At 64.4% G+C, this 23,656-nt stretch carries 18 protein-coding genes and 2 tRNA genes; 10 read left to right on the forward strand and 10 right to left on the reverse strand.

All coding sequences use genetic code 11. The annotated features are described in order from the left end of the window. Positions 1 to 17 precede the first annotated feature (17 nt). The gene (rnr, locus tag ACVOLS_RS09415; RefSeq protein ID WP_481545428.1) at positions 18 to 2,534 is read right to left on the reverse strand and encodes a ribonuclease R; all 2,517 of its coding nucleotides are present in this window, start codon (positions 2,532 to 2,534) and stop codon (positions 18 to 20) included. 115 nt (positions 2,535 to 2,649) lie between these two features. Between rnr and ACVOLS_RS09420 the strand changes: the two genes are divergently transcribed. Both ACVOLS_RS09420 and ACVOLS_RS09425 read left to right on the forward strand, forming a co-directional pair. Beyond that, a tRNA-Leu gene (locus ACVOLS_RS09420) sits at positions 2,650 to 2,736 on the forward strand. 187 nt (positions 2,737 to 2,923) lie between these two features. Then, positions 2,924 to 3,010 (forward strand) — tRNA-Leu (locus ACVOLS_RS09425). A gap of 240 nt (positions 3,011 to 3,250) precedes the next feature. Here ACVOLS_RS09425 and ACVOLS_RS09430 read toward each other — a convergent pair. Continuing rightward, positions 3,251 to 5,914: a TonB-dependent receptor gene (locus ACVOLS_RS09430; RefSeq protein ID WP_481545429.1), complete on the reverse strand. Its 2,664-nt coding sequence runs from the start codon at positions 5,912 to 5,914 to the stop codon at positions 3,251 to 3,253. A gap of 93 nt (positions 5,915 to 6,007) precedes the next feature. Continuing rightward, a complete protein-coding gene (locus ACVOLS_RS09435; protein WP_481545430.1) occupies positions 6,008 to 7,027 on the reverse strand; it encodes a glucokinase family protein in 1,020 nt (339 codons plus the stop codon). A 370-nt stretch (positions 7,028 to 7,397) separates the two neighbouring features. Here ACVOLS_RS09435 and ACVOLS_RS09440 point away from each other — a divergent pair, with 370 nt between their 5' ends. Genes ACVOLS_RS09440 through ACVOLS_RS09460 form a run of 5 tightly spaced genes read left to right on the forward strand, consistent with a single transcriptional unit; the run spans position 7,398 to position 13,075 of the window. After that, a complete protein-coding gene (locus ACVOLS_RS09440; RefSeq protein WP_481545431.1) occupies positions 7,398 to 8,687 on the forward strand; it encodes a sugar MFS transporter in 1,290 nt (429 codons plus the stop codon). 43 nt (positions 8,688 to 8,730) lie between these two features. Continuing rightward, positions 8,731 to 9,807, forward strand: coding sequence for a LacI family DNA-binding transcriptional regulator (locus ACVOLS_RS09445; protein WP_481514481.1), 1,077 nt, complete (start codon positions 8,731 to 8,733; stop codon positions 9,805 to 9,807). Between the two features lie 6 nt (positions 9,808 to 9,813). Then, positions 9,814 to 10,842, forward strand: a complete 1,029-nt coding sequence (locus ACVOLS_RS09450) for an SIS domain-containing protein (protein WP_481545432.1) — start codon at positions 9,814 to 9,816, stop codon at positions 10,840 to 10,842. Further along, positions 10,842 to 11,984 (forward strand): N-acetylglucosamine-6-phosphate deacetylase, encoded by a 1,143-nt coding sequence (nagA, locus tag ACVOLS_RS09455; RefSeq protein ID WP_481545433.1) that lies wholly within the window; start codon positions 10,842 to 10,844, stop codon positions 11,982 to 11,984. Before ACVOLS_RS09450 ends, nagA begins: the two co-directional genes overlap by 1 nt. A 23-nt stretch (positions 11,985 to 12,007) precedes the next feature. Further along, positions 12,008 to 13,075 (forward strand): acyltransferase family protein, encoded by a 1,068-nt coding sequence (locus tag ACVOLS_RS09460; RefSeq protein WP_481545434.1) that lies wholly within the window; start codon positions 12,008 to 12,010, stop codon positions 13,073 to 13,075. A gap of 168 nt (positions 13,076 to 13,243) precedes the next feature. Here the strand turns inward: ACVOLS_RS09460 and ACVOLS_RS09465 are convergent, their stop codons facing one another. Further along, positions 13,244 to 14,464, reverse strand: a complete 1,221-nt coding sequence (locus ACVOLS_RS09465; RefSeq protein ID WP_481545435.1) for a multifunctional CCA addition/repair protein — start codon at positions 14,462 to 14,464, stop codon at positions 13,244 to 13,246. 262 nt (positions 14,465 to 14,726) lie between these two features. Then, entirely contained in the window at positions 14,727 to 16,673 is a 1,947-nt protein-coding gene (locus ACVOLS_RS09470; RefSeq protein ID WP_481545436.1) for a transglycosylase SLT domain-containing protein, read from the reverse strand. Positions 16,674 to 16,851: 178 nt separating this feature from the next. Here ACVOLS_RS09470 and ACVOLS_RS09475 point away from each other — a divergent pair, with 178 nt between their 5' ends. Continuing rightward, positions 16,852 to 17,262, forward strand: a complete 411-nt coding sequence (locus tag ACVOLS_RS09475; RefSeq protein WP_481545437.1) for an ExbD/TolR family protein — start codon at positions 16,852 to 16,854, stop codon at positions 17,260 to 17,262. 163 nt (positions 17,263 to 17,425) lie between these two features. Continuing rightward, the gene (locus tag ACVOLS_RS09480) at positions 17,426 to 18,301 is read left to right on the forward strand and encodes an EamA family transporter (RefSeq protein WP_481545438.1); all 876 of its coding nucleotides are present in this window, start codon (positions 17,426 to 17,428) and stop codon (positions 18,299 to 18,301) included. An 8-nt stretch (positions 18,302 to 18,309) separates the two neighbouring features. Here ACVOLS_RS09480 and ACVOLS_RS09485 read toward each other — a convergent pair whose 3' ends face one another. The 4 genes from ACVOLS_RS09485 to ACVOLS_RS09500 all read right to left on the reverse strand — a co-directional run bounded on the left by ACVOLS_RS09485 (position 18,310) and on the right by ACVOLS_RS09500 (position 21,590). Next, positions 18,310 to 19,047 carry an endonuclease/exonuclease/phosphatase family protein gene (locus ACVOLS_RS09485; RefSeq protein ID WP_481545469.1) on the reverse strand — a complete coding sequence of 246 codons (738 nt, stop codon included), beginning with the start codon at positions 19,045 to 19,047 and terminating at the stop codon, positions 18,310 to 18,312. Positions 19,048 to 19,118: 71 nt separating this feature from the next. Continuing rightward, positions 19,119 to 19,931 (reverse strand): thiol:disulfide interchange protein DsbA/DsbL, encoded by an 813-nt coding sequence (locus ACVOLS_RS09490; protein ID WP_481545439.1) that lies wholly within the window; start codon positions 19,929 to 19,931, stop codon positions 19,119 to 19,121. Positions 19,932 to 20,061: 130 nt separating this feature from the next. Then, positions 20,062 to 20,709, reverse strand: a complete 648-nt coding sequence (locus tag ACVOLS_RS09495) for a thiol:disulfide interchange protein DsbA/DsbL (RefSeq protein ID WP_481545440.1) — start codon at positions 20,707 to 20,709, stop codon at positions 20,062 to 20,064. A gap of 95 nt (positions 20,710 to 20,804) precedes the next feature. Further along, positions 20,805 to 21,590, reverse strand: a complete 786-nt coding sequence (locus ACVOLS_RS09500; protein WP_481545441.1) for a c-type cytochrome — start codon at positions 21,588 to 21,590, stop codon at positions 20,805 to 20,807. A 173-nt stretch (positions 21,591 to 21,763) separates the two neighbouring features. On the opposite strand from ACVOLS_RS09500, the gene yihA reads away from it, so the two are divergent. Continuing rightward, positions 21,764 to 22,405, forward strand: a complete 642-nt coding sequence (yihA, locus tag ACVOLS_RS09505; protein ID WP_481545442.1) for a ribosome biogenesis GTP-binding protein YihA/YsxC — start codon at positions 21,764 to 21,766, stop codon at positions 22,403 to 22,405. Between the two features lie 276 nt (positions 22,406 to 22,681). On the opposite strand, the gene ACVOLS_RS09510 is transcribed toward yihA, so the two are convergent. Then, on the reverse strand, positions 22,682 to 23,656 hold the full coding sequence (locus tag ACVOLS_RS09510) for an MBL fold metallo-hydrolase (RefSeq protein ID WP_481545443.1): 975 nt from the start codon (positions 23,654 to 23,656) through the stop codon (positions 22,682 to 22,684).

The following is a 23,656-nucleotide window of genomic DNA, read 5'->3' on the forward strand; positions in this document are numbered from 1 at the left end:
GAGGGCCGCTTCCGGAGTCAATACTTCTGCTTGCTGCGCTTGGCTGGCTTGCCGCGTTCGGGCAGCGGTGCCGGTGCCGGCGGGTCGACCTTGCCGTCCTTGTCCTCGACCAGACGGAAGTCGATCTTGCGCTCTTCCATGCTGGCCTTGAGCACCAGGATGCGGACCCGGTCACCGAGCCGGAACTCGTTGCCGCGACGGTCGCCGCTGAGCGTTTTGCGGATCGGGTCGAACTGGTAATAGTCGTGCGGCAACTGGGTCACGTGGACCAGGCCATTGACCTTGGACTCGTACAGTTCGACGAACAGGCCGAAGCTGGTCACACCGCTGATCACGCCGTCGAACTGGCTGCCAACGTGCTTTTCCATCCATGCGGCACGGAAACGCTCGTCGACCTCGCGCTCGGCCTCATCGGCACGACGCTCACGCTCGGAGCATTGCAGCGACAACGCAGCCATCTCACGCGGGGTGTAGGTGTACTTGTCGAGCGGGCCACCGGTCAGCGCGTACTTGATCGCGCGGTGGACCAGCAGATCGGGGTAACGGCGGATCGGCGAGGTGAAGTGCGCGTAGGCCTCCAGCGCCAGACCGAAGTGACCGTTGTTGTCCGGCGAATACACCGCCAGCGACTGGCTGCGCAGCAACACCGACTCCAGCAGTGCCGCATCCGGGCGCTCGCGCACCTTCTTCAGCAGCTTGGTGTAATCGCCCGGCTGCACCTTGCTCCACGGCGGCAGACTCAGCTTGAATTCCTTGAGGAACTCCAGCAGGTCGGCGAACTTGGACTCCGGCGGCCGCTCGTGCACGCGGAACGGTGCCGGTACATGCTTGGACAGCAGGTAGCGCGCGGCCTCCACGTTGGCGGCGATCATGCATTCCTCGATCAGCTTGTGGGCGTCGTTGCGCACCATCATGCCGGCCTGGGTGACCTCGCCACGGTTGTCCAGCACGAAGCGCACTTCCGAGGATTCAAACTCGATGGCGCCACGGCGCTCGCGCGCCTTGGACAGGATGCGGTAGAGCTGATGCAGGTTCTGGATCTGCGGCATCAGTGGACCGATGAATGCCTTGGTGTCCGCATCGTCCTCGCCCACCGCTGCCCACACCTGGGTATAGGTCAGGCGTGCGTGGGAGTTCATCACCGCTTCGTAGAACTTGGACTCGCTGACCTGGCCATCGCGCCCGATCTGCATGTCGCAGACGAAGCACATGCGGTCTTCCTTCGGCCGCAGCGAGCAGATTCCGTTGGACAGCGTCTCCGGCAGCATCGGCACCACGAAACCGGGGAAGTACACCGAGGTCGCGCGGCGCTGGGCTTCGTCATCCAGCGGCGTGCCGGGACGCACGTAGTTGGAGACGTCGGCAATGGCCACCACCAGACGGAAACCGTCGCGGTTCGGCTCGCAATAGACCGCGTCATCGAAGTCCTTGGCGTCCTCGCCATCGATGGTAACCAGCGGCATGGAACGCAGGTCCACGCGCTTGCCAATCATCGACGCTTCCACCGTCAACGGCACGGCGGTGGCTTCGTCCAGCACTTCCGGCGGGAACTCGTAGGGCAGCTCATGGCCGTGGATGGCGGTTTCCACCACCAGCGACGGGGTCAGTTTGTCGCCGAGCACGGCAATGATCTTGCCGATGGGTGGACGGCGCGAGTCCGGTGCATGGGTCAGTTCGCAGACGACCAGCTGCCCGTCCTTGGCGCCACCAGTGAGGTCGCCCGGGATCTGGATGTTGCGCTGGATGCGCTTGTCATCCGGCACCACGTAGCTGATGCCAGCCTCGATGCTGAAATGCCCGATCAGACGATTGACGCCACGCTCCAGCACGCGGGCGATGGCGCCTTCACGGCGGCCACGGCGGTCGATGCCGGTGACGTTGGCCAGTGCACGATCACCGTGCATGACCTTGCGCATCTCATAAGGCGACAGGAACAGATCGTCGCCGCCTTCGTCCGGGCGCAGGAAGCCGAAGCCTTCCGGGTTGGCGATAACCACACCGGGGATCAGGCTCAACTGGCTGACCGGAGCAAAACCGCCACGACGGTTCTGCACCAGCTGGCCGTCGCGCACCATCGCGCCGAGACGCTTGGACAGCGCGTCGGCACGATCCGGCTCGGTCAGGCCCAAGGCCGCAGCGATTTCCTCGGCGTTCTGTGGTCCTTCGCAGCGGTCCAGCAACTGCAGGATGGCCTCGCGGCTGGCAATCGGCTGCGCGTAGCGCTCGGCTTCGCGCGACGCATAGGGATCATCGAAGGCCGCAACCGGTGGACCCGGCTTGCGACGGCCGCGCACGAAACTCTGCGGTGCGGCATCGTCGGTGAATTTGCGTTTGCCTGGCTTGGCGGCGGCGCGTGGGCCGGCCTTGCCTGGCTTTGTTGCGCCCGCTTTCGCCGGTGCGGACAGACTCTCCGGCATCCATGGCGGCAGCTTGGCGGTTTTTGCTTTGGGGGCTTTGCCCGGCGCCTTGCCCGGCTTGCTGCCGGTGGCGGACTTGCGGGCCTTGTCGGCCCCAGTGGTCTTTTTGTTTTTCATCAGCCTCCATGGTACATGCACCTAGGTGTACAGGGTGCGCACACGATCACTGCAGATGTTTGTGAAAAAGCGTTGACAAAGATCCGCTTCCTCTGCAAACTGCGCGGCCTGAAGTGCCCAGGTGGCGGAATTGGTAGACGCACTAGCTTCAGGTGCTAGCGGGGGCAACTCCGTGGAGGTTCGAGTCCTCTCCTGGGCACCACGTTTCAAGATCAAACCCGCGAAAGCGGGTTTTTTCGTTTCCGGGGTTTGGGATTGAGGCAGGAGCGTTACCCCTCCCCAGCCCTCCCCTTGCCTGCGGCAAAGGGAGGGAGCCAAGCGTCGCAGCCCCATCTTCACAAACCTGTTGACGGCACCAGAAACGTCCTACATAATCTCGCTCCTGAGTCGCCCAGGTGGCGGAATTGGTAGACGCACTAGCTTCAGGTGCTAGCGGGGGCAACTCCGTGGAGGTTCGAGTCCTCTCCTGGGCACCATGACTCAAACGAAACAACCCGCGAAAGCGGGTTTTTTTGTGCCCGATGCTTTTGTAGTGCCGAGCCATGCTCGGCAGAGGCGTTACCGATAGCCCACCCAACCATGCTCGGCGGAGGCGTTACCGGTAGAGCTCCTGCCGAGCATGGCTCGGCACTACGCGAACGCCAAAAAAAACCGGGCCCGGAATGATCCAGGCCCGGCGGGTCACACTAACCGGCGATGGTGCGTGCCGGGATCGATCAGAACTTGAAGCGCAGGTTGGCCATGTAGCGACGGCCGGTGTAGTACTCCGCTGCCAGTGCCTCTTCCTGGGCAACATACTGCTTGTACTTCTCGTTCAGCAGGTTCATCGCATCCAGCGAAAGACTCAGGTTGTCGGTGAAGTTCCAACCCAGGCTGGCGCTCAGGTCGGCGTACGCAGCGGTGGTTGCAGCCGGTGCGCCAGCGACATAGCCCACGCCCTCGTACTTGCTGCGCCAGTTGTAGTTGACGCGGACGCTGAACTGCTCGTTTTCAAAGTATGGGCTGACACTGACGGTGCTGCGGGACAGGTAGGGCATGTTGTTGCCCGCATCTGTATCGCCGGTCGCGTAGGTGTAGTTGGCAATCAGGCCCAGGCCGGTATCGCCAAACGCCTGCTGGTAGTTGACGTTGAAGCCACGGACGCTGGCGCCACCGGCATTGCGCGGACGGGTGACGCTGTAGTCGCAGAAGCCGTCGGCGGTACAGCCGTGCGAGCCAACCGTGGTCAACCAGGTGGTCGGGTTGCTGTCACGCATCGAGTTGTAGCGACGCTCCGTGCCCGGGGTCTGCAGCACGTAGTTCTGGGTCTGCTTCAGGAACACCGAGCCTGCCAGGATCGACTGCGGAGCGAAGTACCACTCGGCCGACAGGTTGAAGTTGTAGGCCTTGTACGGGTCCAGGTCCGGGTTACCGCCCGAGCCGGTCATCATGGTGTCGTTGAGGAACAGGTTGTTCGACATCAGGTTGTACGGTGCCCAGGCGATGACCTTGGCAGCCGAGGCGCGCAGCACCACGTCGCCACCATTGTCATAGACCAGGTTGAGCGAGGGCAGCATGTTGCTCTTCTTGCTCTTGCTGGTCTGCCACCACTCGGCCGGCGCCGGCAGCACTGGGACGTTGTCGCCGTAGACATAGGCGCTGCTGTCAGTCTTGGTCTGAACCCAGCGTACGCCGACGTTACCGCGCAGAGCGCCGGTGGAGAAGTTCAGCTGCGTATAGGCGGCAGTGGTCTTCTGTTCCAGTTCCCAGGTGTTGTTCAACAGGCTGGAGGCGTCGGAACGGGAGTAGTTCACCGGGCTGCCGTGAACCCAATTGATCACATTGCCCTGGCCGACCTGCGGGTGGTGGCTGGTGTTGCCGAACACGCCGCCCATGCTGCCGAGCAGATTGGTGTTGCCGATGGTGCCGACGTCGGCCAAGGTGCCGGTACGCACGCCGCCGTACACGCCAAGGCCGTAGTTTTCGGTGTGCTCGGTGCGACGCACACCGACCAGCAACTGGTTGAAGATGCTGTCGAAGTTCTTGCTGAAATCCAGCTGCGCGTACTTGTCTTTGGCTTCGGAACTGAACACGCCGTTGTTGCCGAAGATGTTGCCCCAGTTTGCCGGGTCGTAGTACGCAGCCTGGTCATCAGCCTGGAAGCCCTTGCGGTAGTCCCAGCTATACGCGCCGCTGTAGACCGGCTCGATCAGGTACTGGCTGATGCTCGGGTTCTCGGACTTGCTGGTGCCGATCTTGCCGCCCAGCTTCCAGCCATCACCGCGGTACTGCAGGTCCAGATCCACGCCCTTGGTGGTCACTTCGGAGAAGCGCACCTGGTTGTCGTAGATGATGCCGGTGCCGCTGCCGGGGTTGGCATTGGTGTGGCCGCCGGTGACGAAGCCGCCCGGGCCGGTCGGGTTGAAGTAGTCGACAGCCTGCATGGACGAGTTGTTCTGCGTCATGAAGTTGTACATCGACTGGTTGTAGCTGTCGAAGTTCTCCTTGATGTACAGGCCGCTCAAGGTGCCTTCGAACTGGTCGTTGGGCTTGAACTGCAGGTTCACCAATGCGCTGTCGCGCTTGCGCTCCTGCTGGAAGTAAGCAACGTTGACTTCCTGGGCGACGCGATCGGTTGGGCGCAGCTCACCCTTGGCAATCTGCGCGGCAACGTTCGGATTGACTGCGGCGAAGTCGGCAACGGTGCTGTAGCCAAAGATCTCGATGCCCTGGCGATCGACCTTTTCTTCGTGGCGCTGTGCGGCGACGTTGACGCCCCAGGTGGAGTCGTCATTCTTCCAGCTGTAGAGCACCGAGATGTTCGGGCTGCCCTTCTCGGCCTGGTCGTTGTAGCTGTAACCGACCGAGCCGCTGACCGAGTTGGCGTCCATGTCCAGCGGCTTGCGCGAATGCATCATCACCGTGCCACCGAGGCTGCCTTCCGGCAGGCGGGCCTCGGAGGACTTGATGATTTCCAGGCGGCCCAGTACTTCCGGGGCCAGCATGGTGTAGTCGAAGCCGCGGTTCGGCGATTCGCCGTACAGCCAGATGGCCTGGGCAACCGGGTGGCCATCAATGAAGCTCAGGTTGAGGCTCGGGTCGGTGCCGTCGATGCTGACGCGTTCGCCCTGGCCGAAGCGGCGGTCGATGGTGACGCCCGGGATCAGCGCCATGGCTTCGGCGGCGTTGGTGTTCGGGAACTTGCCGATGTCCTCAGCGGTGATCGACTCGGAGACCGTGTCGTTGTTGCGCTTGCTGTCCAGCGACTTTTCAAGGCTGGCGCGGATACCGGTGACGGTCACGGTGTCCAGGTCGGTGGCGGTTTTTGCGGCTTCCTGCGCGTGTGCGCTGAAGGCGAGGCAGCTGACGATAGCTGCCGAAAGCAGGGTCTTGCGATGCATGTTGTCTCTCCTCAACATCAAGATTGATTGGCACTACGTGCCGCGTTACTACAGGGTCCTGCTGGTGGATCTGTTGCTTATGCTGCTGAAGGCTTACGTGGCCGACTTTTCCAGATACCAACTGGCGGCGCCGATGACGCCCAGTTGCCCGTGCTCTACCAGTTTCACGGGAATGCTTTGCAGCGCCTTGCGCATCGGCCCCTTGTTGAGGAAGCGTTCGACGAAGGTGCTGTTCAAAAGAAACTGGCTGATCTTCGGCAGGATGCCGCCAGCCAGATAGACGCCGCCCTGCACGCCGTAGAGCAGGGCCATGTCACCGATGGTCGAGCCGAGGATTCCGCAGAACAGCTGCAGGGTTTCCACGGCCAGCGGGTCGCTGCCATCGCAGGCGGCGGCGCTGACGGCATCGGGGGTGGTGTGCACCGGCGTGACGCCGCGCACCGCGCATAGCGCGTTGTACAGGTTGAGCAGGCCGGGGCCGGACAGTGCCTGTTCGATCGATACATGCGGACGGTCCTGCAGCATCTGCTGCAGCACGGCCATTTCCAGTTCGGTGGTGGCTGCCAACGAGGCTTGGCCGGCTTCGGTCGCCAGGACCACCGAGCGGTTGCCGACCGGGATCCACACTGCGGCGCCAAGACCGGTGCCCGGGCCGATCACCAGGGTCGGCCCGCGCTCGGCCTCGGCCGGGCCGGTCAACTGCAGTACCTGGCTGGCGCTGATGTGACCGGCGGCGTGCGCGACGGCCTCGAAGTCGTTGACCAGATGCACGCCGGCAAAGCCGAGATCATCGCGGATGCGGGTGGACGACAGCGGCCACGGCAGGTTGGCCGAGATCACCGTGCCGTCCGGCAGCGCGTAGCCGGCGGTGGCGATCACGCAATGCTCGACCGGCGGGTTGTGGCTGGCGAAGTCGGACAGGATCGCGCTGAGGCTGGGATAGTCCGCGCAGCGGTACTTGCGATAGGACAGTACGTCGATGGACGGGTCGTTTGCCGCCGCGGCCCGGATCAGGCCGACGCGGACGTGCGTGCCACCCACATCGGCGGCGAAGAAGGGCCGGGAGGCGGGGTCAAGGCGGGTGGTCTGCAGTGGGGGGACGACAGCTGTCACTCGGTTTCCCTATGGCGAGGCGGAGCGCCCGGAGGGGCACCATTGGGGGGCGAGTCTGTAATCGTTCTGACAACGATGTCAACGAATAATTGAAACTTTCGATGCTGCGCCGCAGCGTGTCTGCGCAAACCTTGTGCCGCCTGCATTTGTTGCATCCGATAGCGTGCAGTGGCTTAACTTGCGGGGTTTTCTGCCGAAAGCCTGATCCTTACGGGCTTATGGGACATTCCTGATGAGCTGCCGGAATAACCTTGCGACGCTGCGTTGTTGACAAACTTGTCTGCAGCAAACCATAAATGTGACAACGTTGTTCCCACGTATATCGCCGGACGGCCTCGATCCGTCTCCCGCATCCGCAGGAGCTTTGCCCATGTCTGCTGTTCCCGACTCGACGCCGCGTACCAGCATGGCGTCGTCCATCGCCATCGTCGGCGTGTTGTTTTTCATCATCGGCTTCTGTACCTGGATCAACGGCCCGTTGATCACCTTCGTCAAGCTGGCCTTCGACGTGAACGAGGTGTCAGCCTTCCTGGTACTGATGGTGTTCTACCTGTCGTACTTCTTCCTGGCCTTGCCGGCGTCGTGGATTCTCGGCCGCACTGGCATGAAGAAGGGCTTGGCGCTCAGCCTGGCGGTGATGGCGGTTGGTGCGATGGGTTTCGGTGAGTTCGCCACGCAACGCTGGTTCGGTGGTGCGCTCGCCGGCCTGTTCGTCATCGGCGGCGGTATGGCCCTGCTGCAGACCGCGGTCAACCCGTACATCAGCATCCTCGGTCCTATCGAAGGTGCCGCGCAGCGCATTGCATTGATGGGGATCTGCAACAAGATCGCCGGCATCATCGCACCAGTAATGATTGGTACGTTTGTGCTGCATGGCATCGGCGATCTGGAAAGCCAGGTGCAAGCGGCCGACGCCGCGACCAAGGCCGACCTGCTCAATACCTTCGCTGCCAAGATACACACACCCTACATGGTGATTGCCGGTGTGCTGCTGCTGGTTGCAGTGGGCGTGCTGTTCTCGCCGCTGCCGGAAGTGCAGCCGGACCAAGCCAATGCCGTGGCCAACGACGGCAAGGCCGCCAAGCGCAGCATCTTCCAGTTCCCGCACCTGTGGCTGGGCGTGATGTGCCTGTTCGTCTACGTCGGCGTGGAAGTGATGGCCGGTGACGCCATCGGTACCTATGGCAATGCCTTCGGCCTGCCGCTGGACCAGACCAAGTTGTTCACCTCTTACACGCTGTTCGCGATGCTGGTGGGCTACGTGATCGGCCTGCTGGTGATCCCGCGCTTCATCTCGCAGGAAAAGTACCTTGCAGTGTCGGCCGTGCTGGGCGTGGTCTTCACTCTGGGCGCGTACTTTACCCACGGCTATGTGTCCGTTGGCTTTGTTGCCGCGCTGGGCTTTGCCAACGCCATGATGTGGCCGGCGATCTTCCCGCTGGCGATCCGCGGCCTGGGCCGTTTCACCCAGATCGGCTCGGCCCTGCTGGTGATGGGTATTGCCGGCGGCGCGATCATCCCGCAGGCCTTTGCCCTGCTCAAGCACGCGTACCCGGAACACTTCCAGCTGGTGTTCGCCGCACTGATGATCCCCTGCTACCTGTACATCCTGTACTTCGGCACCGTAGGTCATAACGCGGGCAAGGCACGTGGCGCCTGAATCAAGCATCATGGCGGCAATCGAGCCAACGCGGGAACCGGTAATGCGTAGACCCACCATCAAGGATGTCGCCGAGCGTGCCAAGGTCTCATTGAAGACCGTCTCGCGGGTGATCAACAACGAGCCTTCGGTGATGCAGGCCACCCGCGCGCGCGTACTGCGCGCGGTGGCCGAGCTGGACTATGAGCCCGATCCGTCCGCGCGCAATCTGCGCAGCAACACCACCTTCGTGATCGGGCTGGTGTACGACAACCCCAATCCGTACCACATCATCGGGGTACAGAACGGCGTGCTGTCGGCCTGCCGCGAGACCGGCTTTGGCCTGCAGATTCACCCCTGCGATTCGACCTCGCCGATGCTGGCCGAGGAACTGGCCGACTGGGTGCAGCGTTCGCGCCTGGCCGGGCTGGTGCTGACCGCACCCATGTCCGAGCGCCCGGAACTGGTATCCGCGCTCAATGCACGCGGTATCAAGACCGTGCGCATCATCGCTGCCACCGAAGATCCGGGCGATGGCCCCTGCGTATTCGTTGACGACCGCGACGCGGCCTACGAAATCACCGAACACCTGATCCAGCTCGGCCACCAGCGCATTGGTTTCCTGTGGGGCGGTACCTCGCACCGCTCCAGCGGCGAGCGCTACGCCGGCTACGAAGCGGCGCTGAAGGACTACGGCATCCCGCTGGACAAGCACCTGGTCATCCCGGGCGACTACACCTTTGATGATGGCTTCCGTGGTGCGCGCCGCCTGTTGGCGCTGCGTGAGCCGCCCACCGCCATCTTCGGCTCCAACGACGAAATCGCCGCTGGCGTGCTGGCTGCGGCCAACTCGGCCGGTTTGAACGTGCCTTACGACCTGTCCATCGCCGGTTTCGAGGACAGCCCGTTCTCGCGCCAGTCGTGGCCGGCACTGACCACCGCCAAGCAGGCCACCGGCGACATCGCCCGCCACGCGGCGCGCTTGTTGATCAGCCAGCTGCGTACCGATGCCTACGAGGACAGCCCGGCACAGCTGCAGAACCAGGGCTTTGTACCGCAGTTGGTGGTACGTGGCTCCACCGCACCGCTGCGCCAGCAGCCGTCCCGACCTCCTTCATCTCCCCCCGACCTCTCCGAGTAACGATCCATGGCACTGCCGAGTGAAACCGAAACCCTGATGTTCAACGAGGCTGCGGAAAGCGCCTCTGTCATCGCCGCCCAGTTCGCACGCAACCGCGACGTGGTGCAGGCCCTGGCCGCAGACCTGCGCCAGAACCCGCCACCGTTCGTTGTCACCTGCGCCCGTGGCAGTTCCGATCACGCGGCAACCTATGCCAAGTATCTGTTCGAGACCCAGCTCGGCCTGGTGACCGCTTCGGCCTCGCCGTCGGTGGGCTCGGTCTATGAAGCGCCGCTGCAGCTGCGCGGCGCGCTGTACATCGTGATTTCGCAGTCGGGCAAGAGCCCCGACCTGCTGCGTAATGCCGAGGCTGCGAAGGCTGCCGGCGCGCGCGTGGTGGCGCTGGTCAATGTCGAGGATTCGCCGCTGGCACTGCTGGCCGAAACCGTGATTCCGTTGGGTGCTGGCGTCGAGCGCAGTGTCGCCGCGACCAAGAGCTACCTGGCGTCGCTGGCCGCGATCCTGCAGTTGGGTGCTTACTGGAAGAACGATCCGGCCTTGATCGCCGCACTGGACGCGTTGCCGGCGGCGATGTCCGAAGCATGGGTGTGCGACTGGACGGCGGTGACCGACGGTCTGGTCGATGCGCACAATCTGTTCGTGCTCGGCCGTGGCCCCGGCCTGGCTGCCGCGCAGGAAGCCGCGCTGAAGTTCAAGGAAACCTGCGGCCTGCATGCCGAAGGTTATAGCTCGGCCGAAGTGAAGCACGGTCCGATGGCACTGGTCGGCCGCGATTTCCCGGTACTCGCCTTTGCCCAGCCCGACGAAACCGGTGCCGGCACCCGTGCCGTGGCCGAAGAGTTTGCCGCGCGCGGCGCGCAGGTGTGGCTGACCGGCGAGGGCGGCAACCTGCCGACTGCAACCGCACCGCATCCGCTGTGCGCACCGCTGCTGACCATCCAGAGCTTCTACCGTGCGATCAACGCACTGGCGCTGCGCCGTGGCAACAACCCGGACCTGCCGCCGCACCTCAACAAGGTGACGGAAACGGTCTGATGAAAACCGCGCTGCGCAATGGCCGGGTACTTGCCGGCGAGAATTTCCGTGACGATGTCGCGGTGTTGATCGAAGACGGCCGCATCACTGCGGTCGTCGCCAGCGATGATCCGGCGGTTGCCGCGGCCGATGCGCAGGTGGACCTGGGCGGCGGCTGGCTGCTGCCCGGTTTCATCGACGCCCAGGTCAATGGCGGCGGCGGTGCATTGTTCAACAACCAGACCGACGTCGATGCGCTGCGCACGATGGTGGCTGGGCATCGCCGCTACGGCACCACCGGCATGCTGCCGACCCTGATCAGCGACGATGCCGAGGTAATGGCGCGCGCGGTGCAGGCCACCCGCGAGGCGATTGCCGCCAAGGTGCCGGGCGTGCTCGGCATCCATCTGGAAGGCCCGTACATCGCGCCGGCGCGCAAGGGTACGCACGATGCGGGCAAGTTCCGTGTGCCGGATGCCGATGAAGTGCGCATGGCCACCGCACTGGACAATGGCGTCACCCTGATTACCCTGGCGCCCGAGCGCGTGCCGGCGGCGACAATCCAGCAGATGGTGGCCAATGGCGCCATCGTTGCTGCCGGTCATACCGCCGGTACCTACGACGAAATTCGCGCCGGTCTGGATGCCGGCATCACCGGTTTCACCCACCTGTACAACGCGATGTCGCCGCTGCAGGGGCGTGATCCCGGCGCGGTCGGCGCGGCATTGGAAGATGCCGACAGCTGGTGCGGCGTGATTGTCGATGGCGTGCACGTGCATCCGGTCAGCCTGCGCGTGGCGCTGGCGGCCAAGCCGCGCGGCAAGGTGTTCCTGGTCACCGATGCGATGCCGATGGTGGGCTCGGACAACCCGGCCTTCGAGCTGTATGGCGAAACCATCACCGCCGTTGATGGCGTGGTCCGCAACGCGGCTGGTGCGTTGGCTGGTTCGGCCTTGGACATGATCACCGCCGTGCGAAATGCCGTTGGTCTGCTGGGCTTGTCGCTGGCCGAAGCTTCGCGCATGGCATCGACGTATCCGGCGCAGTTCCTGGGTCTGGACGATCGCTACGGGCAGATTGCGGCCGGCTACCAGGCCGACTTCGTCCTGCTGGATACCGATCTGCAGGTGCAGGGCACCTGGATTGCCGGTCAGCGCGACTGAGTTTTGGCCTGTGAGTAGCGCCCATGAATAGAGCCATCCGGTATGCCTCGGTCGATGCCCTGCGTGGCATCACCGTGGCGGCCATGCTGCTGGTCAACAATCCCGGCAGCTGGGGCCATGTCTACGCACCGCTGCTGCATTCGGAATGGAACGGCTGCACGCCGACCGATCTGGTGTTTCCGTTCTTCCTCGTTATCGTCGGCGTGTCCATCGCGCTGGGGGTGGTGCCGCGGGTGGAGCAGGGCGCTGATCGCGGTGCGTTGAGCAGAACGGTGTTGATCCGTGCCGGTCGCATCCTCGGTCTGGGCCTGCTGCTGCACTTTCTTGCCTGGTGGTGGTTGGACCTGGCGCATTACCGGCCATGGGGCGTGCTGCAGCGCATTGGCGTGTGTTTCGCTGCCGCTGGGATGGCGGCGATCTGGTTGAAGCCGCGACTGCAGTGGCTATGCATCGGCGTGCTGCTGTCCGGCTACGCCGCACTATTGGTGGCCGGCGGCTCGCTGGAGCCCTGGCTCAATCTGAGCAGCCGCATGGATACTTCGTTGTTCGGCGCGCTGCTGTATCAATACGACCCGGCGACCGGCCGCGGCCATGATCCGGAAGGACTGATGTCCACGCTGGGCGCACTGGCTTCGACCTTGCTCGGCCTGCGTGCCGGTGCGTTGTTGCGGCAACGTCCGTGGCGGTTGCTGCCTGCTGCCGTCCTGCTGCTGGTTGCCGGCGGCTTGTGGTCGCAGTGGTTACCCTTGAACAAGAACCTGTGGACCCCGTCGTATGTGCTGTGGACCGCTGGCTGGGCATTCGCCGGACTATGGCTGGCGCACATCCTGATCGATTGCCGGCAGTGGCCGGCGCTCGGTCGCCGCTTCGGTGTCAACGCGATCACCGCCTATGCAGGCTCCTCGGCGATGGTGCTGGCGATGATGGCCACCGGCAGCTGGGGCTGGCTGTGGGAACACCTGTTCGACCGCTGGCTGACCCCGCTGGGCGGCGCACAGTTTGCCTCGCTGGCGATGGCCTTGAGTTTCGTGGCGATCTGGTGGTTGCCAATGGCGTGGATGGATCGACGCAGGATCTATCTGAAGATCTGAAGTGGCTGATTCTTGGCTTGTAGGAGCGGCGTAAGCCGCGAAGCTGGTGATACATGGCCAACAGAGGAAATTGCAGTTGCACAATCCAGCGGTGTCTTTTGCATTTTCGGCTTCGCGGCTTACGCCGCTCCTACAAGCAGCCCCAGAATTTCTTGGTGTCTGAGGCAATCACCGCGCCACACTGATCGCCTTGATCCGTGCCTTCTTCAAGGCTTCGCCAATGGCCGGGCCTTGCAAGCCATCCGTGGCTATGTCGCGTGCATTGATCGCCAATGCGGCTGCATGCAGGCGTAGCAGGGTTGCGCGCTGCGGGTAGTCGCTGTCCTCGAAGCCGAGCCGGCCGCGTTTGTCGCATTCGCAGACCAGGGCCATCTGCGCGATGCGCTCGGGACGGCGGAAGCCGTCACAGCGCTGGATCAGCTCCAGCACGGTGGCGTCTCGAAGTTCGTCGATGCGGTGTACGTTGAGGTGCTCGCGGCAGACCGCTTCGGCCAACTGGCGGTGGTCGAGCGGAATCTTCAATCGTTCGCAGAGCTTGGCCAGCGGCTTCAGGCCGCGCTGCTCATGCATGATGTGGCGCGGCAGTTCGTCGGTTGGAGTCAATGCCTTGCCAAGATCGTGGGTGAGCGCGGCGAAGCCGATCAGGTCATCGCCCGGTGCCAGCTGTGCAGCCATGTCGCTGACCATTTCCTGGTGCACGCCGGTATCCACTTCCGGGTGGAACTCGGCGCGTTGCGGTACGCCGTACAGCGCGTCCACCTCCGGCAGGATCACTGCCAACGCACCGGTATCGTGCAGGCAGCGCAGGAAGGCGGATGGTTGCTTCATGGTCAGGCTGCGGCGCAGTTCCTGCCAGATGCGTTCCGGCACCAAAGCATCGAGTTCACCGCTGGCTGCCATATCGCGCATCAATGCGGCGGTTTCCGGTGCCAAGGTGAAGCCCAAGGGCGCGAAGCGGGCCATGAAGCGTGCCGCGCGCAGCACCCGCAGCGGGTCTTCGACGAAGGCCGGGCCGACATGGCGCAGCACGCGTTGTTCGATATCGCGAACGCCGCCCCAGGGATCGACCAGCTCACCGGTTTCCTCATCGCGGGCAATGGCATTGATGGTGAAGTCGCGGCGCTGCAGGTCTTCTTCCAGCGTCACCGAGGGATCGGCATCGACCACGAAACCGCGATAGCCGCGGCCGGATTTGCGTTCGGTACGCGCCAGTGCGTATTCCTCACCGGTCAGTGGATGCAGGAAGACCGGGAAATCCTTGCCCACGGCCTTGAAGCCATCCGCTTCCATCTGCGCCTGGGTCGCGCCGACCACTACCCAGTCACGGTCACCGGCCTGCAGGCCGAGCAGGGAATCGCGGACCGCGCCGCCGACGAGATAAGTCTTCATGCGGCCATGATAAGTCGGATGAGGTGTTGCATATGTAGTGCCGAGCGATGCTCGGCAGGGGCGTCACCAACAATGCATCGTTTTGTAGGAGCGGCGTAAGCCGCGAAGCTGACAATGCTTGAAGGCCGCAAGAGCCAACGCCTCCCCAACCCTCCCCTTCGCTGCGCGAAAGGGAGGGGCAGAAACGGTAGTGCCGAGCCATGCTCGGCAGGGGTTTTACCGGTAACGCCTCAGCCGAGCATGGCTCGGCTCTACAGAGGCGTTATTGCGTTTGCTGGCAGCTGAAGGCTTTACGCGTGCCCTGGGTCTTGCCGACCATGCGGTCGCTCAGGGTCAGGGCATCGCTGTTGAGGCGCCAGTCGTAGATCACGCTGAAAGCCAGTACACGGGCGACGTACTCGCGGGTTTCCTTGTAGCTGATGGTCTCGATCCAGAAATCCGGGTCGTAGTTCGGACGTTGGCTCTGCCAGCGTGCGGTCGGGGTGGGGCCGGCGTTGTAGGCGGCGATGGTCACGTAGGGCAGGCCGTTGTACTTGTCCATCAACTGCCGGAGGTAGGCAGTGCCGATGGCGATATTGGTGTCGGAGTCGTACAGGCTCGCTGCTCCGCCGTAACCGCTCAGGCCGATGCTCTTGGCAACGCTGGCGCCGGTGGCGGGCAATACCTGCATCAGGCCCATGGCGTTGGCCGGGGAACGCGCATTCGGATTGAAGATGCTTTCGGCGCGGATTTCCGCAGCAATCCAGGCCGGGTCCAGCGCATTGCGGGCGGCTTCGCGGCGTATCGTGTCGTCGTGGTGCAGCGGGAAGCGCAGGGTGTACAGGCGCAACTCCTGCGGGCCTTTCAATGCGAACACCGCGCGATCGAACCAGCCGTTGTTGCTGGCCACTTCCACGGCGAGACGGCGCTGGCTGTCGTCGAAACGCGAGAGGGCTTCGGCCCATTCGCGTGCGGCCCAGCTTGGGCGTTCGATCTTGAACAGCTCGATTGCGCGCACCAGTGCCGGGTCACGTGCGACCGTGTTCTTTGCTACCGCGCTGTCGCCAGGATTCCACGGGCACAGGTTGTAGGGCTGCTTGAGTTTGTCGGCGGCCAGGAAACCGTGGAAGGTTGGTTCGCTGGCGGCGGCGCGGTACAGCGCGGTGGCGTCGGCGGGCTTGCCGGTCTTCTCCAGCAAGCGGCCTTCGAACCAGCGCCAGCGTGAATCGTTGCGCTGGCTGGCCGGCATCTTGCGGATGGCCGTCAGTGCAGCCGGCCAATCGCCGCGCGCCATTGCTTCGCGTGTGCGCCATTCGTGCAGGCGTTCGTCATAGGCCGACTCTGGCACGGCGGCAAGACGACGCGCCGAATCCGGCAGATAGGAAGCCACCGTCCACAACGCGATCTCGTACAGCACCTTGCCTTGCTGCTCTGCGCTCAAGCCAAGTGCCTGGGCGTACTGCGGCAGCTGCAGCTCGGCGGCACCGGGGTCGGCCTTGGCCAGCTTCTGCAGGCCGTCGACGGCAATGCGGCGGCTGCGTTCGTTCTTTGGCCAGTTCAGGGCGCGAGCGTCCGGCTTGTCAACGAAGGCGGCGTAGTCGTTGGCCTGGGCAAGCTCGGCGGCGGGCAGACCACGTGCGGCGGCACGCATCACCGCCGGTTGCTGTGCATCGGCGGCAGCGTCGATGCGCTCCCAACGCAGCGCCGGGGTCAGGCCGCCGCGGCTGGCGAGCACCGCAAACACCGGGTCGCAGCCGTCGGGCAGTGACTTGCCAGCGCTGCGCCAGACGGACTGGGCGTCGCTGGTCCATTGCGCATCGGCTTTGCCGGTGGCCTGGCGCGCGTTGAGTTCGGCACAACGCAGGCCGGGATCGCTGCTGGTTTTCCAGTTGGCCAGCAAGGTCGGCCAGTCCTGGCGGCGGGCGAGGGCTGGCAACCATGCAGAACGGAAGCTCTCGGCTACGGCCTGGCCCTGGTAACGCTTGAGGAAGTCCTGTGCCTGCGTAGTCGGCAGCGTGTCGATGTTGCGACGCAGGGCGCTGAACTCCAGCCAGCCGTACAGCGGGTGGTTGCGCAGCGACGCGGTCGCGTTGGCATCGAACTGCCCGCGCTCGGCATTGTCGATGGCGGTGCGCATCGCGGTGCGTTGCGCGTCCAGGTTCTGGGCCTGGACGCAGGCGCTGAGCAGCGCGGCGAGGGTGGCCAGAGGCAGCAGGAAGATTTTATTCATGGCGGAAGGATAACGGCCGTAGCGTCAACGGCAGAGCAGCAGCCCGACCCGCACATGAACAAGCGCGTCGTTGCCGCGCAAACGGAAGCTGAACGAAAACCGCCGCAGCGCTGGAAACCGTTGGCAGCAGGCGTAGCTTCGGTAGCGAGGCAGCCGGCCTCGCCCTGGGGGAACTGGAATGGCTTTCAGTGCAGCAGGCAATAGCGGGCGTCCATTGGCCGATATCAACGTGACCCCGCTGGTCGACGTGATGTTGGTGCTGTTGATCATCTTCATCGTGACCGCGCCGATGGTTTCCGTGCCGATCCCGGTGGATCTGCCACAACACAGCAACAGGATGGTGCAAAGGATCGAGCCTCCGCCGCCAATCGAACTGCGAGTGGATGCTGCCGATCAGCTCTACTGGAATGGCGAAGCGCTGGCGATTGGCGACCTGCAGGCCCGGCTGCAGGCACAGGCCGATCTGCATGAGGGCAACCAGCCCGAGCTGCGCATCGATGCCTCGCCGGATGCGCAGTACCAGGTGATGGCCAAGGTATTGGCGGCGGCCAACAACACGCATATGCAGCGTATTGCCTTCATCCAGTAGCGTGCCGCGCGTGGCAGGCATCAACCAGCCGGTGTGATGGTTGATGCCTGTCCCGCGGCGATTGTGGCCGCATTGCCATGCAGGCCCGGCGACGTCATCGGATCTGGCACCACCGGACCATTCCACCCAAGCGTTTGCGCGAGCGGCCGAATACACTAGCGGGATGCAAAACTCCCGATTCGCATCGCTGTTGCCGGTGCTGGCGGTGCTTGGCTCGGTGACCTCGTTGTCGATCGGCACTTCCTACGCCAAAAACCTGTTCCCCATCATTGGTGCGCAAGGCACCAGCGCGTTGCGCGTGGGCTTCTCGGCGCTGTTCCTGTTGCTGTTGTGGCGGCCGTGGCGCTGGCATACCAGTCGCGCCGATGGTGCGGCGATCCTGCGCTATGGCCTGACGCTTGGGCTGATGAACCTGTTGTTCTACATGGCGCTGCGCACGATTCCATTCGGGATTGCAGTGGCCATCGAGTTCACCGGCCCGCTGGCGGTGGCGATGTTCTCCTCGCGGCGACCGATTGATTTCGTCTGGGTGGGCTGTGCGCTGGTCGGGCTGGTGCTGTTGCTGCCGCTGGACGGTGGCCAGGCGCTCGATCCGGTTGGGGTCCTGTATGCACTGGGTGCCGCGTTCTGCTGGGCGCTGTACATCATCTACGGCAAGCGCACCGGCCATCTGCATGCTGGCCACAGTGTTTCACTGGGCCTGTTGGCGGCGTCGCTGGTGGTGGTGCCGGTCGGCGTGGCACATGCCGGCATGGCGCTGCTGGAACCGAAGATCCTGTTGGCTGGCTTCGTGGTGGCGGTGGTGTCCAGCGCCATCCCGATGTCGCTGGAAATGATGGCCCTCAAGCGCCTGCCCAAGGAAACCTTCGGCATCCTGATCAGCATGGAACCGGCAGTGGCGGCGCTGTGGGCGCTGCTGTTGTTGCACGAACACCTGACCGGCCTGCAGTGGCTGGCGATCGGCTGCACGGTGCTGGCCTCGGCGGGCAGTACCTTGACCGCGCGGCGGCGGCCACCGCCGGCCGCGGTGGCCGGCTGAGCCTGCGTTCAGCGCAGGCTGTTGGCGGGGACTTCGACTTCCATTTCCACGGCCAGATGATCCGAGTGCGCGGCGGGAACGGCGCGGGTGTCGAGCATCTTCAGGCTGTCGGAAATCAGGATGTGGTCGATGGCACGGTCCGGGCCCCAGCTGGGGAAGGTCGGCACCAGGCAGCTCGGCGGTTGCAGCCGGGTCTTGTGGTACAGCACGCGCATTTCAGGGCGATCGGCCTTGCAGTTGAAGTCGCCCATCAACACCGCGTTGGGATGGTCGGCCAGCACATCGGAAATGAAGTCCAGCTGCGAGAGGCGCGAGCCGGTGCCCAGCGATAGATGCGCCACCGCCACGGTCAGGCCTTCGTCGCCATCGCCATAGCGGGCAACCAACAGGCCACGGCCACCGATGCGGCCGGGCAGGGCGTGGTCCTGTACTTCCACCGGCTCGAGCCGGCTCAGCAGGCCATTGGCGCTGGAAGCCACGCCGCCCATGCGGCGGTTGGGCTGGTGCGCCCAGTAGTTGAAGCCCGCCCGCTCGGCCAGGTAATGGGTCTGGTTGGTGAAGCCCGAGCGCAGGCTGCCCGGATCGGCTTCCTGCAGGCCGACGATGTCACGGCCGCTGGCCAGTTTGGCAATCGCGTCCAGGCTGGAGCGTTTCTGTCCGGCAGGCAGCGCATGTGACCAGCTGCGGGTCACATAGTCGCTGTAGCGGCGGGTGCTGGAGCCGGCCTGGATGTTGGCGGTCAGCAATCGCAATGTCTGGGTGGGGGATTTCACGACGGGTCGAACTCAAGGGCCTCGTTACCGAGGCCCTTGATACCTCACTTGGCGTTGGCAGCGCGTTCGCGCGCGATCAGGTGGTCGGCAATACGGAGCATGTCTTCAAAGCTCTTGCCCTTGACCAGGTATTTGCCATTGATGATCAGCGACGGGGTGCCGCCGATCTTGCTGCGCTGGGCGAACTGCTTGCCACGGTTGACCTTGGCGGCGACGCCGAAGCTGCCCATGGTGTCAGCGAAGGTCTTGGGGTCGACGCCGTACTTGCCATAGAAGTTGGCGATGTCCTGGACCGAATCGGTGCCGCGCTCACCCTTCAGGGTCTGCTCGATGTGAATGGCGGTGTACAGCGCGTCGTGGGTCTTTTCCTGCACGCCCAGGGTTTCAGCGGCGTAGAAGGCGCGGGCGTAGTTGTCCCAGGTGCCACCGAAGGCCGCCGGCACGTAGACGAAGCTCACGTCCGAGGGCAGGCCAGCCTTCCACGGGGAGATCAGTGGCTGGAAGCGGGCGCAGGCCGGGCAGACGTAGCCGAAGATCTCGGCCACTTCGACCTTGCCGGTGGCCGGCTGGAACGGCTGGCCACCTTCGATGGCGACATAGTCGGTGCCGGCAACCGGCTCCGGGCCGACCAGACGGGCCTGCGCGAGCACCGGCGGCGCCACCGGGGCATCGCTTGCGGCGGGAGCCGGGGCAGCTGCGGCTGCATCGGCGGCCGGGGCCGGGGTAGCAGCCGGAGCGGCCTCGGTTGTGGCCGGAGCTGCTGCCGGAGCGGTGGTATCAGCGGTGCCGTCCTGGGCTTTGCAGGCAACCATCAGCGGCAACAGGGCAGTCAGGGCCAGGGCGAAGCGGATCTTCATCGGGAGGGATCTCCAGCAGGGTATGTTTGGGGCACCGGGCAGTGAGACTGCAACCGGTGCGCGCAGGGACGCATTATGTGCGTATTCGGCTGAACAGGTGACCCGGCTCAGCCGGGCTTCAGCGGAGGTTTCAGCGGCGGCTGGCGCCAGTGCGTTCGCGGGCCACCAGGGCACCGGCGATGCGCAGCGTGTCATCAAAGGTCTTGCCCTTGACCAGGTATTTGCCGTTGACGATCAGCATCGGCGTGCCGGTGACCTTGACCCGCATGGCGAAGGCGCGGGCGTACTTGACCTTGTCATCCACCTGCTGGCTGCGCAGGGCTTCGACAAAGCGCTGCGGCTGCACGCCGTATTGGGCATAAAAGGTAGCCAGTTCGTCGGGCGTCACGTTCTGCGCCGGCAGGCTGCCCTGCACATGCAGCGCCTTGAACACGTCGGCATGGCTGCGCTGGCGTACGCCGACCTGTTCGGCGGCATAGAAGGCCCGCGCGTAGGAATCCCAGAAGCCGCCAAATGCCGCCGGGACCGGAGTGAAGCGCACGTCGGCCGGCTGCTTGGCCACCCATGCCTCCAACTGCGGCTCGAAGTGGGCGCAGTGCGGGCAGGTGTAACCAAACACCTCGGCCACCTCGATCTTGCCCGCCAGCGGCGCAAACGGACCCGGTTCGGCGATCAATTCATAGTCATCGCCTTCGACCAGCGCGGCAGGGGCGGCGGCACAGGCCGAGAGCGGAGCTATTGCCAGCAGCATCAGCAACAGTCGGGGGAACAACTTCATCGTGGGGAGTCTCCGTTGGAAAAAACAGACGCCGACCTTGCGGCCGGCGTGTCTGCGTGAGGCAGTTGCCGGGTCGCCGGGGCGACCGGCGGGTATCAGGGTTGCGCGGCGGCGGTGGCTACCGCGGCATCGTTGGCTCGATCATGCAGGCCTTGGACGTAACTGGCCAGCGCCTGGATCTCCTGCCCGGTCAGCGCGTGGCTGATCTGGGCCATGATCTTGAACTGTGCGGCATCGGCCTCGCCGGTCTGGCCAGACTGGTAGCGCTGCAGTCGTTGCGCGATGTAGCCGGCATGTTGGCCGCCGATATGCGGATAGGCCGGGCCCGGGTTGCCCGCACCGGTCGGACCATGGCAGGCGATGCAGGCCGGGATGTTGCGGCTGGCATCGCCACCGCGGTAGAGCTTCTGGCCGACTTCGAAGAACTTCATCCCCTGGTACGGGCCGTCGCTGACCACGGCGTCATCGGCCACGCCGGCACCGGACTTCTGGGTGGCGAAGAAGGCGCCGATATCACGCATGTCCTGCGGGGTAAGCCCCTGTACGAACGGCAGCATCGCGGCGACTGCACCTTCGTTGCGCTGGCCACTGGCGATCAGGGCCGTTTCCTTGGCGATGTAGCGCTCGCTCTGCCCGGCCAGGCGCGGGTAGATCTCCACGGCGGAGTTGCCGTCGGCGCCGTGGCAGGCTGCACAGGTAGACGCTTTGGCCTCGCCGGCCTTGGCATCACCGGGTTTGGTCTTGCTGAAGTCGATCTCCAGCGAAGCGGTTTGTACAGGCGCATTGTCCGGCACGGCGATGACCGAGCTCTGGGCAAAGGCGACGGCGGCGATTACGGGGACTACCAGTGCTGCAACGGCAAGAACACGAGCATGGCGCATGCTGAAGCTCCGTGTGGACCGGGCCGGGCGGGGCTTTCCGCCGGCATCGCCCGGATTATCAACGGCGTTTTGCGGCACGGTCAACGCAGCAGTGCAGCAAAATCGGCCGGGCCGGGGGTCCCGGGACAGCGACCGAGCCGACGCGCGGCGTCGCAACATGCGATCCTATGCATATGTCATTGCTCATCGAACGCGCCCGTTACCATCTTTCCGCCCACAATTCCCGGCAATTGCCGCCGGATCTGGGGGCCGAAGTGGCCTTTGCCGGTCGCTCCAACGCCGGCAAGTCCAGCGCGCTCAACGCGCTGACCCGCCAAAACTCCCTGGCCCGCGTCTCCAAGACCCCCGGCCGCACCCAGCAGTTGGTGTTCTTCGAGGTAACCCCCGAGGCGCACCTGGTCGATCTGCCCGGTTACGGCTACGCCAAGGTGCCGCTGGACCTGCAGGCCCACTGGCAGGCCTTCATCGATCAGTACTTCCGCACCCGCAATGCGCTCAAGGGCCTGGTGGTGGTGATGGATATCCGTCATCCGCTGAAGGACTACGACCGGCAGATGCTGGGGTATGCGGTACAGCGCGGCCTGCCGGCGCACGCGCTGCTGACCAAGGCCGACAAGCTTGGCCGTGGCCAGCAGATGCAGACCCTGCAGAAGGTGCGCAAGGAGCTGCATTCGATCTTTGGTGACACTGTCAGCGTGCAGACCTTCTCCGGCGAATCGCGCCAGGGCGTGGACGAAGCGCGCGGCATCATCGGCGGCTGGCTGGGCTTGAACCCGCCGGCAGCAGACGGTGCAGGGGATGTGGGAGCGGCGTAAGCCTTGTAGGAGCGGCGTAAGCCGCGAAGCTGAGAATGTCTGGATTGTGGGAGCGGTGTAAGCCGCGAAGCTGATGCTCTGTCAGCATCCACTGCACAACAAACGCCGCCTTGTCAGGGCGGCGTTTTTGTTTTGTGGTTTTTGGTTGTTGGCAGAGCCAAAGCCAAAGCTGCCCTCACCCCTACCCCTCTCCCGTAAACGGGAGAGGGGACAGCAACCGCAACCGCAACCGCAACCGCAACCGCAACCGCAACCGCAACAGCAACGGTAACGGCGTCACTTCAACGGCGAGAACTCCCCCGGCACCCACGCAAAAGCGTCACCCTCGCGGCGCACATGGCCCAGGCCCGGGAACGGCAGGTGTGCACCGGCCACCCACCAACCCTTGTCGGATGCTTCCGCCATCAGCCTGCGGCGGCTGGCAATGGCAGCGCTACGGTCGCTGTCAGCTTCAAATGCGGCGTCGGGACGGGCGAACTGCACCGCATGGAAGTGCACGATGTCGCCCCACACCAGCAGCTGCTGGCCGTTGCCACCCTCAAGCAGATAGGAGGCATGACCGGGGGTATGGCCGTGACTGTCCAGTGCAGTGATGCCTGCTGGCAGGCCCTCACCGGGAGCGAACTCGCGCAACGTGCCGGCGGCCACATAAGGCGCTACCGCAGTGCGCGCCAAGCCAAAGGCAAACCGCAGCGGTTGCGGCGCGGTGGCCTCGCTGGCCGGGTTCAGCCAGTAGGCTGCGTCGGCTTTTGACAGCCACACCGTAGCTTTCGGGAAGGCCGCGTTGCCCTGCGCATCCAGCAGGCCGCACATATGATCCGGGTGGGCGTGGGTCAGTAGCACGTCATCCACTTCGGCCGGATCGTAGCCGGCGGCACGCAGGTTGTTCAGCACCTGGCCCAGGCCGATACCTGCGCCAAAGCATTGCGCGGTGCCGGTGTCGACCAAGCTCAGATGGTCGCCGCGTTGTACCAGATAGGCGTTGACCGCGGTCTGCAGGCCTTTGTCATCTTCCGGCACATAACCATGCTCAAACAGGCGGGTCACCGCGCCGGGATCAATGCCCACCAGCTCCTGCCGGCCCAATGCCACTGCGCCGTCAAACAAGGCAGTAACCTGCAGTTCACCGATCTGCTGGTGATAGACACCGGCAACCTGCTGCTGTGGGGCATGCGCGCTGCGCGCCTGCACAGCGCAACTGACGGCGAGGATCAACAAGGCAGCAAGACGGTAGTGGGGGCGGATACGCAT

This window comes from Stenotrophomonas sp. STEN038, from assembly GCF_056759895.1.

Bases quoted from the DNA above. Each gene is read 5' to 3' on its own strand.
- ACVOLS_RS09510 (WP_481545443.1), bottom strand. From the start codon at position 23,656: ATGCGTATCCGCCCCCACTACCGTCTTGCTGCCTTGTTGATCCTCGCC.
- rnr (WP_481545428.1), bottom strand. From the start codon at position 2,534: ATGAAAAACAAAAAGACCACTGGGGCCGACAAGGCCCGCAAGTCCGCC.
- ACVOLS_RS09495 (WP_481545440.1), bottom strand. From the start codon at position 20,709: ATGAAGTTGTTCCCCCGACTGTTGCTGATGCTGCTGGCAATAGCTCCG.
- ACVOLS_RS09470 (WP_481545436.1), bottom strand. From the start codon at position 16,673: ATGAATAAAATCTTCCTGCTGCCTCTGGCCACCCTCGCCGCGCTGCTC.
- yihA (WP_481545442.1), top strand. From the start codon at position 21,764: ATGTCATTGCTCATCGAACGCGCCCGTTACCATCTTTCCGCCCACAAT.
- ACVOLS_RS09460 (WP_481545434.1), top strand. From the start codon at position 12,008: ATGAATAGAGCCATCCGGTATGCCTCGGTCGATGCCCTGCGTGGCATC.
- ACVOLS_RS09430 (WP_481545429.1), bottom strand. From the start codon at position 5,914: ATGCATCGCAAGACCCTGCTTTCGGCAGCTATCGTCAGCTGCCTCGCC.
- ACVOLS_RS09450 (WP_481545432.1), top strand. From the start codon at position 9,814: ATGGCACTGCCGAGTGAAACCGAAACCCTGATGTTCAACGAGGCTGCG.
- ACVOLS_RS09490 (WP_481545439.1), bottom strand. From the start codon at position 19,931: ATGAAGATCCGCTTCGCCCTGGCCCTGACTGCCCTGTTGCCGCTGATG.
- ACVOLS_RS09500 (WP_481545441.1), bottom strand. From the start codon at position 21,590: ATGCGCCATGCTCGTGTTCTTGCCGTTGCAGCACTGGTAGTCCCCGTA.
- nagA (WP_481545433.1), top strand. From the start codon at position 10,842: ATGAAAACCGCGCTGCGCAATGGCCGGGTACTTGCCGGCGAGAATTTC.
- ACVOLS_RS09465 (WP_481545435.1), bottom strand. From the start codon at position 14,464: ATGAAGACTTATCTCGTCGGCGGCGCGGTCCGCGATTCCCTGCTCGGC.
- ACVOLS_RS09480 (WP_481545438.1), top strand. From the start codon at position 17,426: ATGCAAAACTCCCGATTCGCATCGCTGTTGCCGGTGCTGGCGGTGCTT.
- ACVOLS_RS09440 (WP_481545431.1), top strand. From the start codon at position 7,398: ATGTCTGCTGTTCCCGACTCGACGCCGCGTACCAGCATGGCGTCGTCC.
- ACVOLS_RS09445 (WP_481514481.1), top strand. From the start codon at position 8,731: ATGCGTAGACCCACCATCAAGGATGTCGCCGAGCGTGCCAAGGTCTCA.
- ACVOLS_RS09475 (WP_481545437.1), top strand. From the start codon at position 16,852: ATGGCTTTCAGTGCAGCAGGCAATAGCGGGCGTCCATTGGCCGATATC.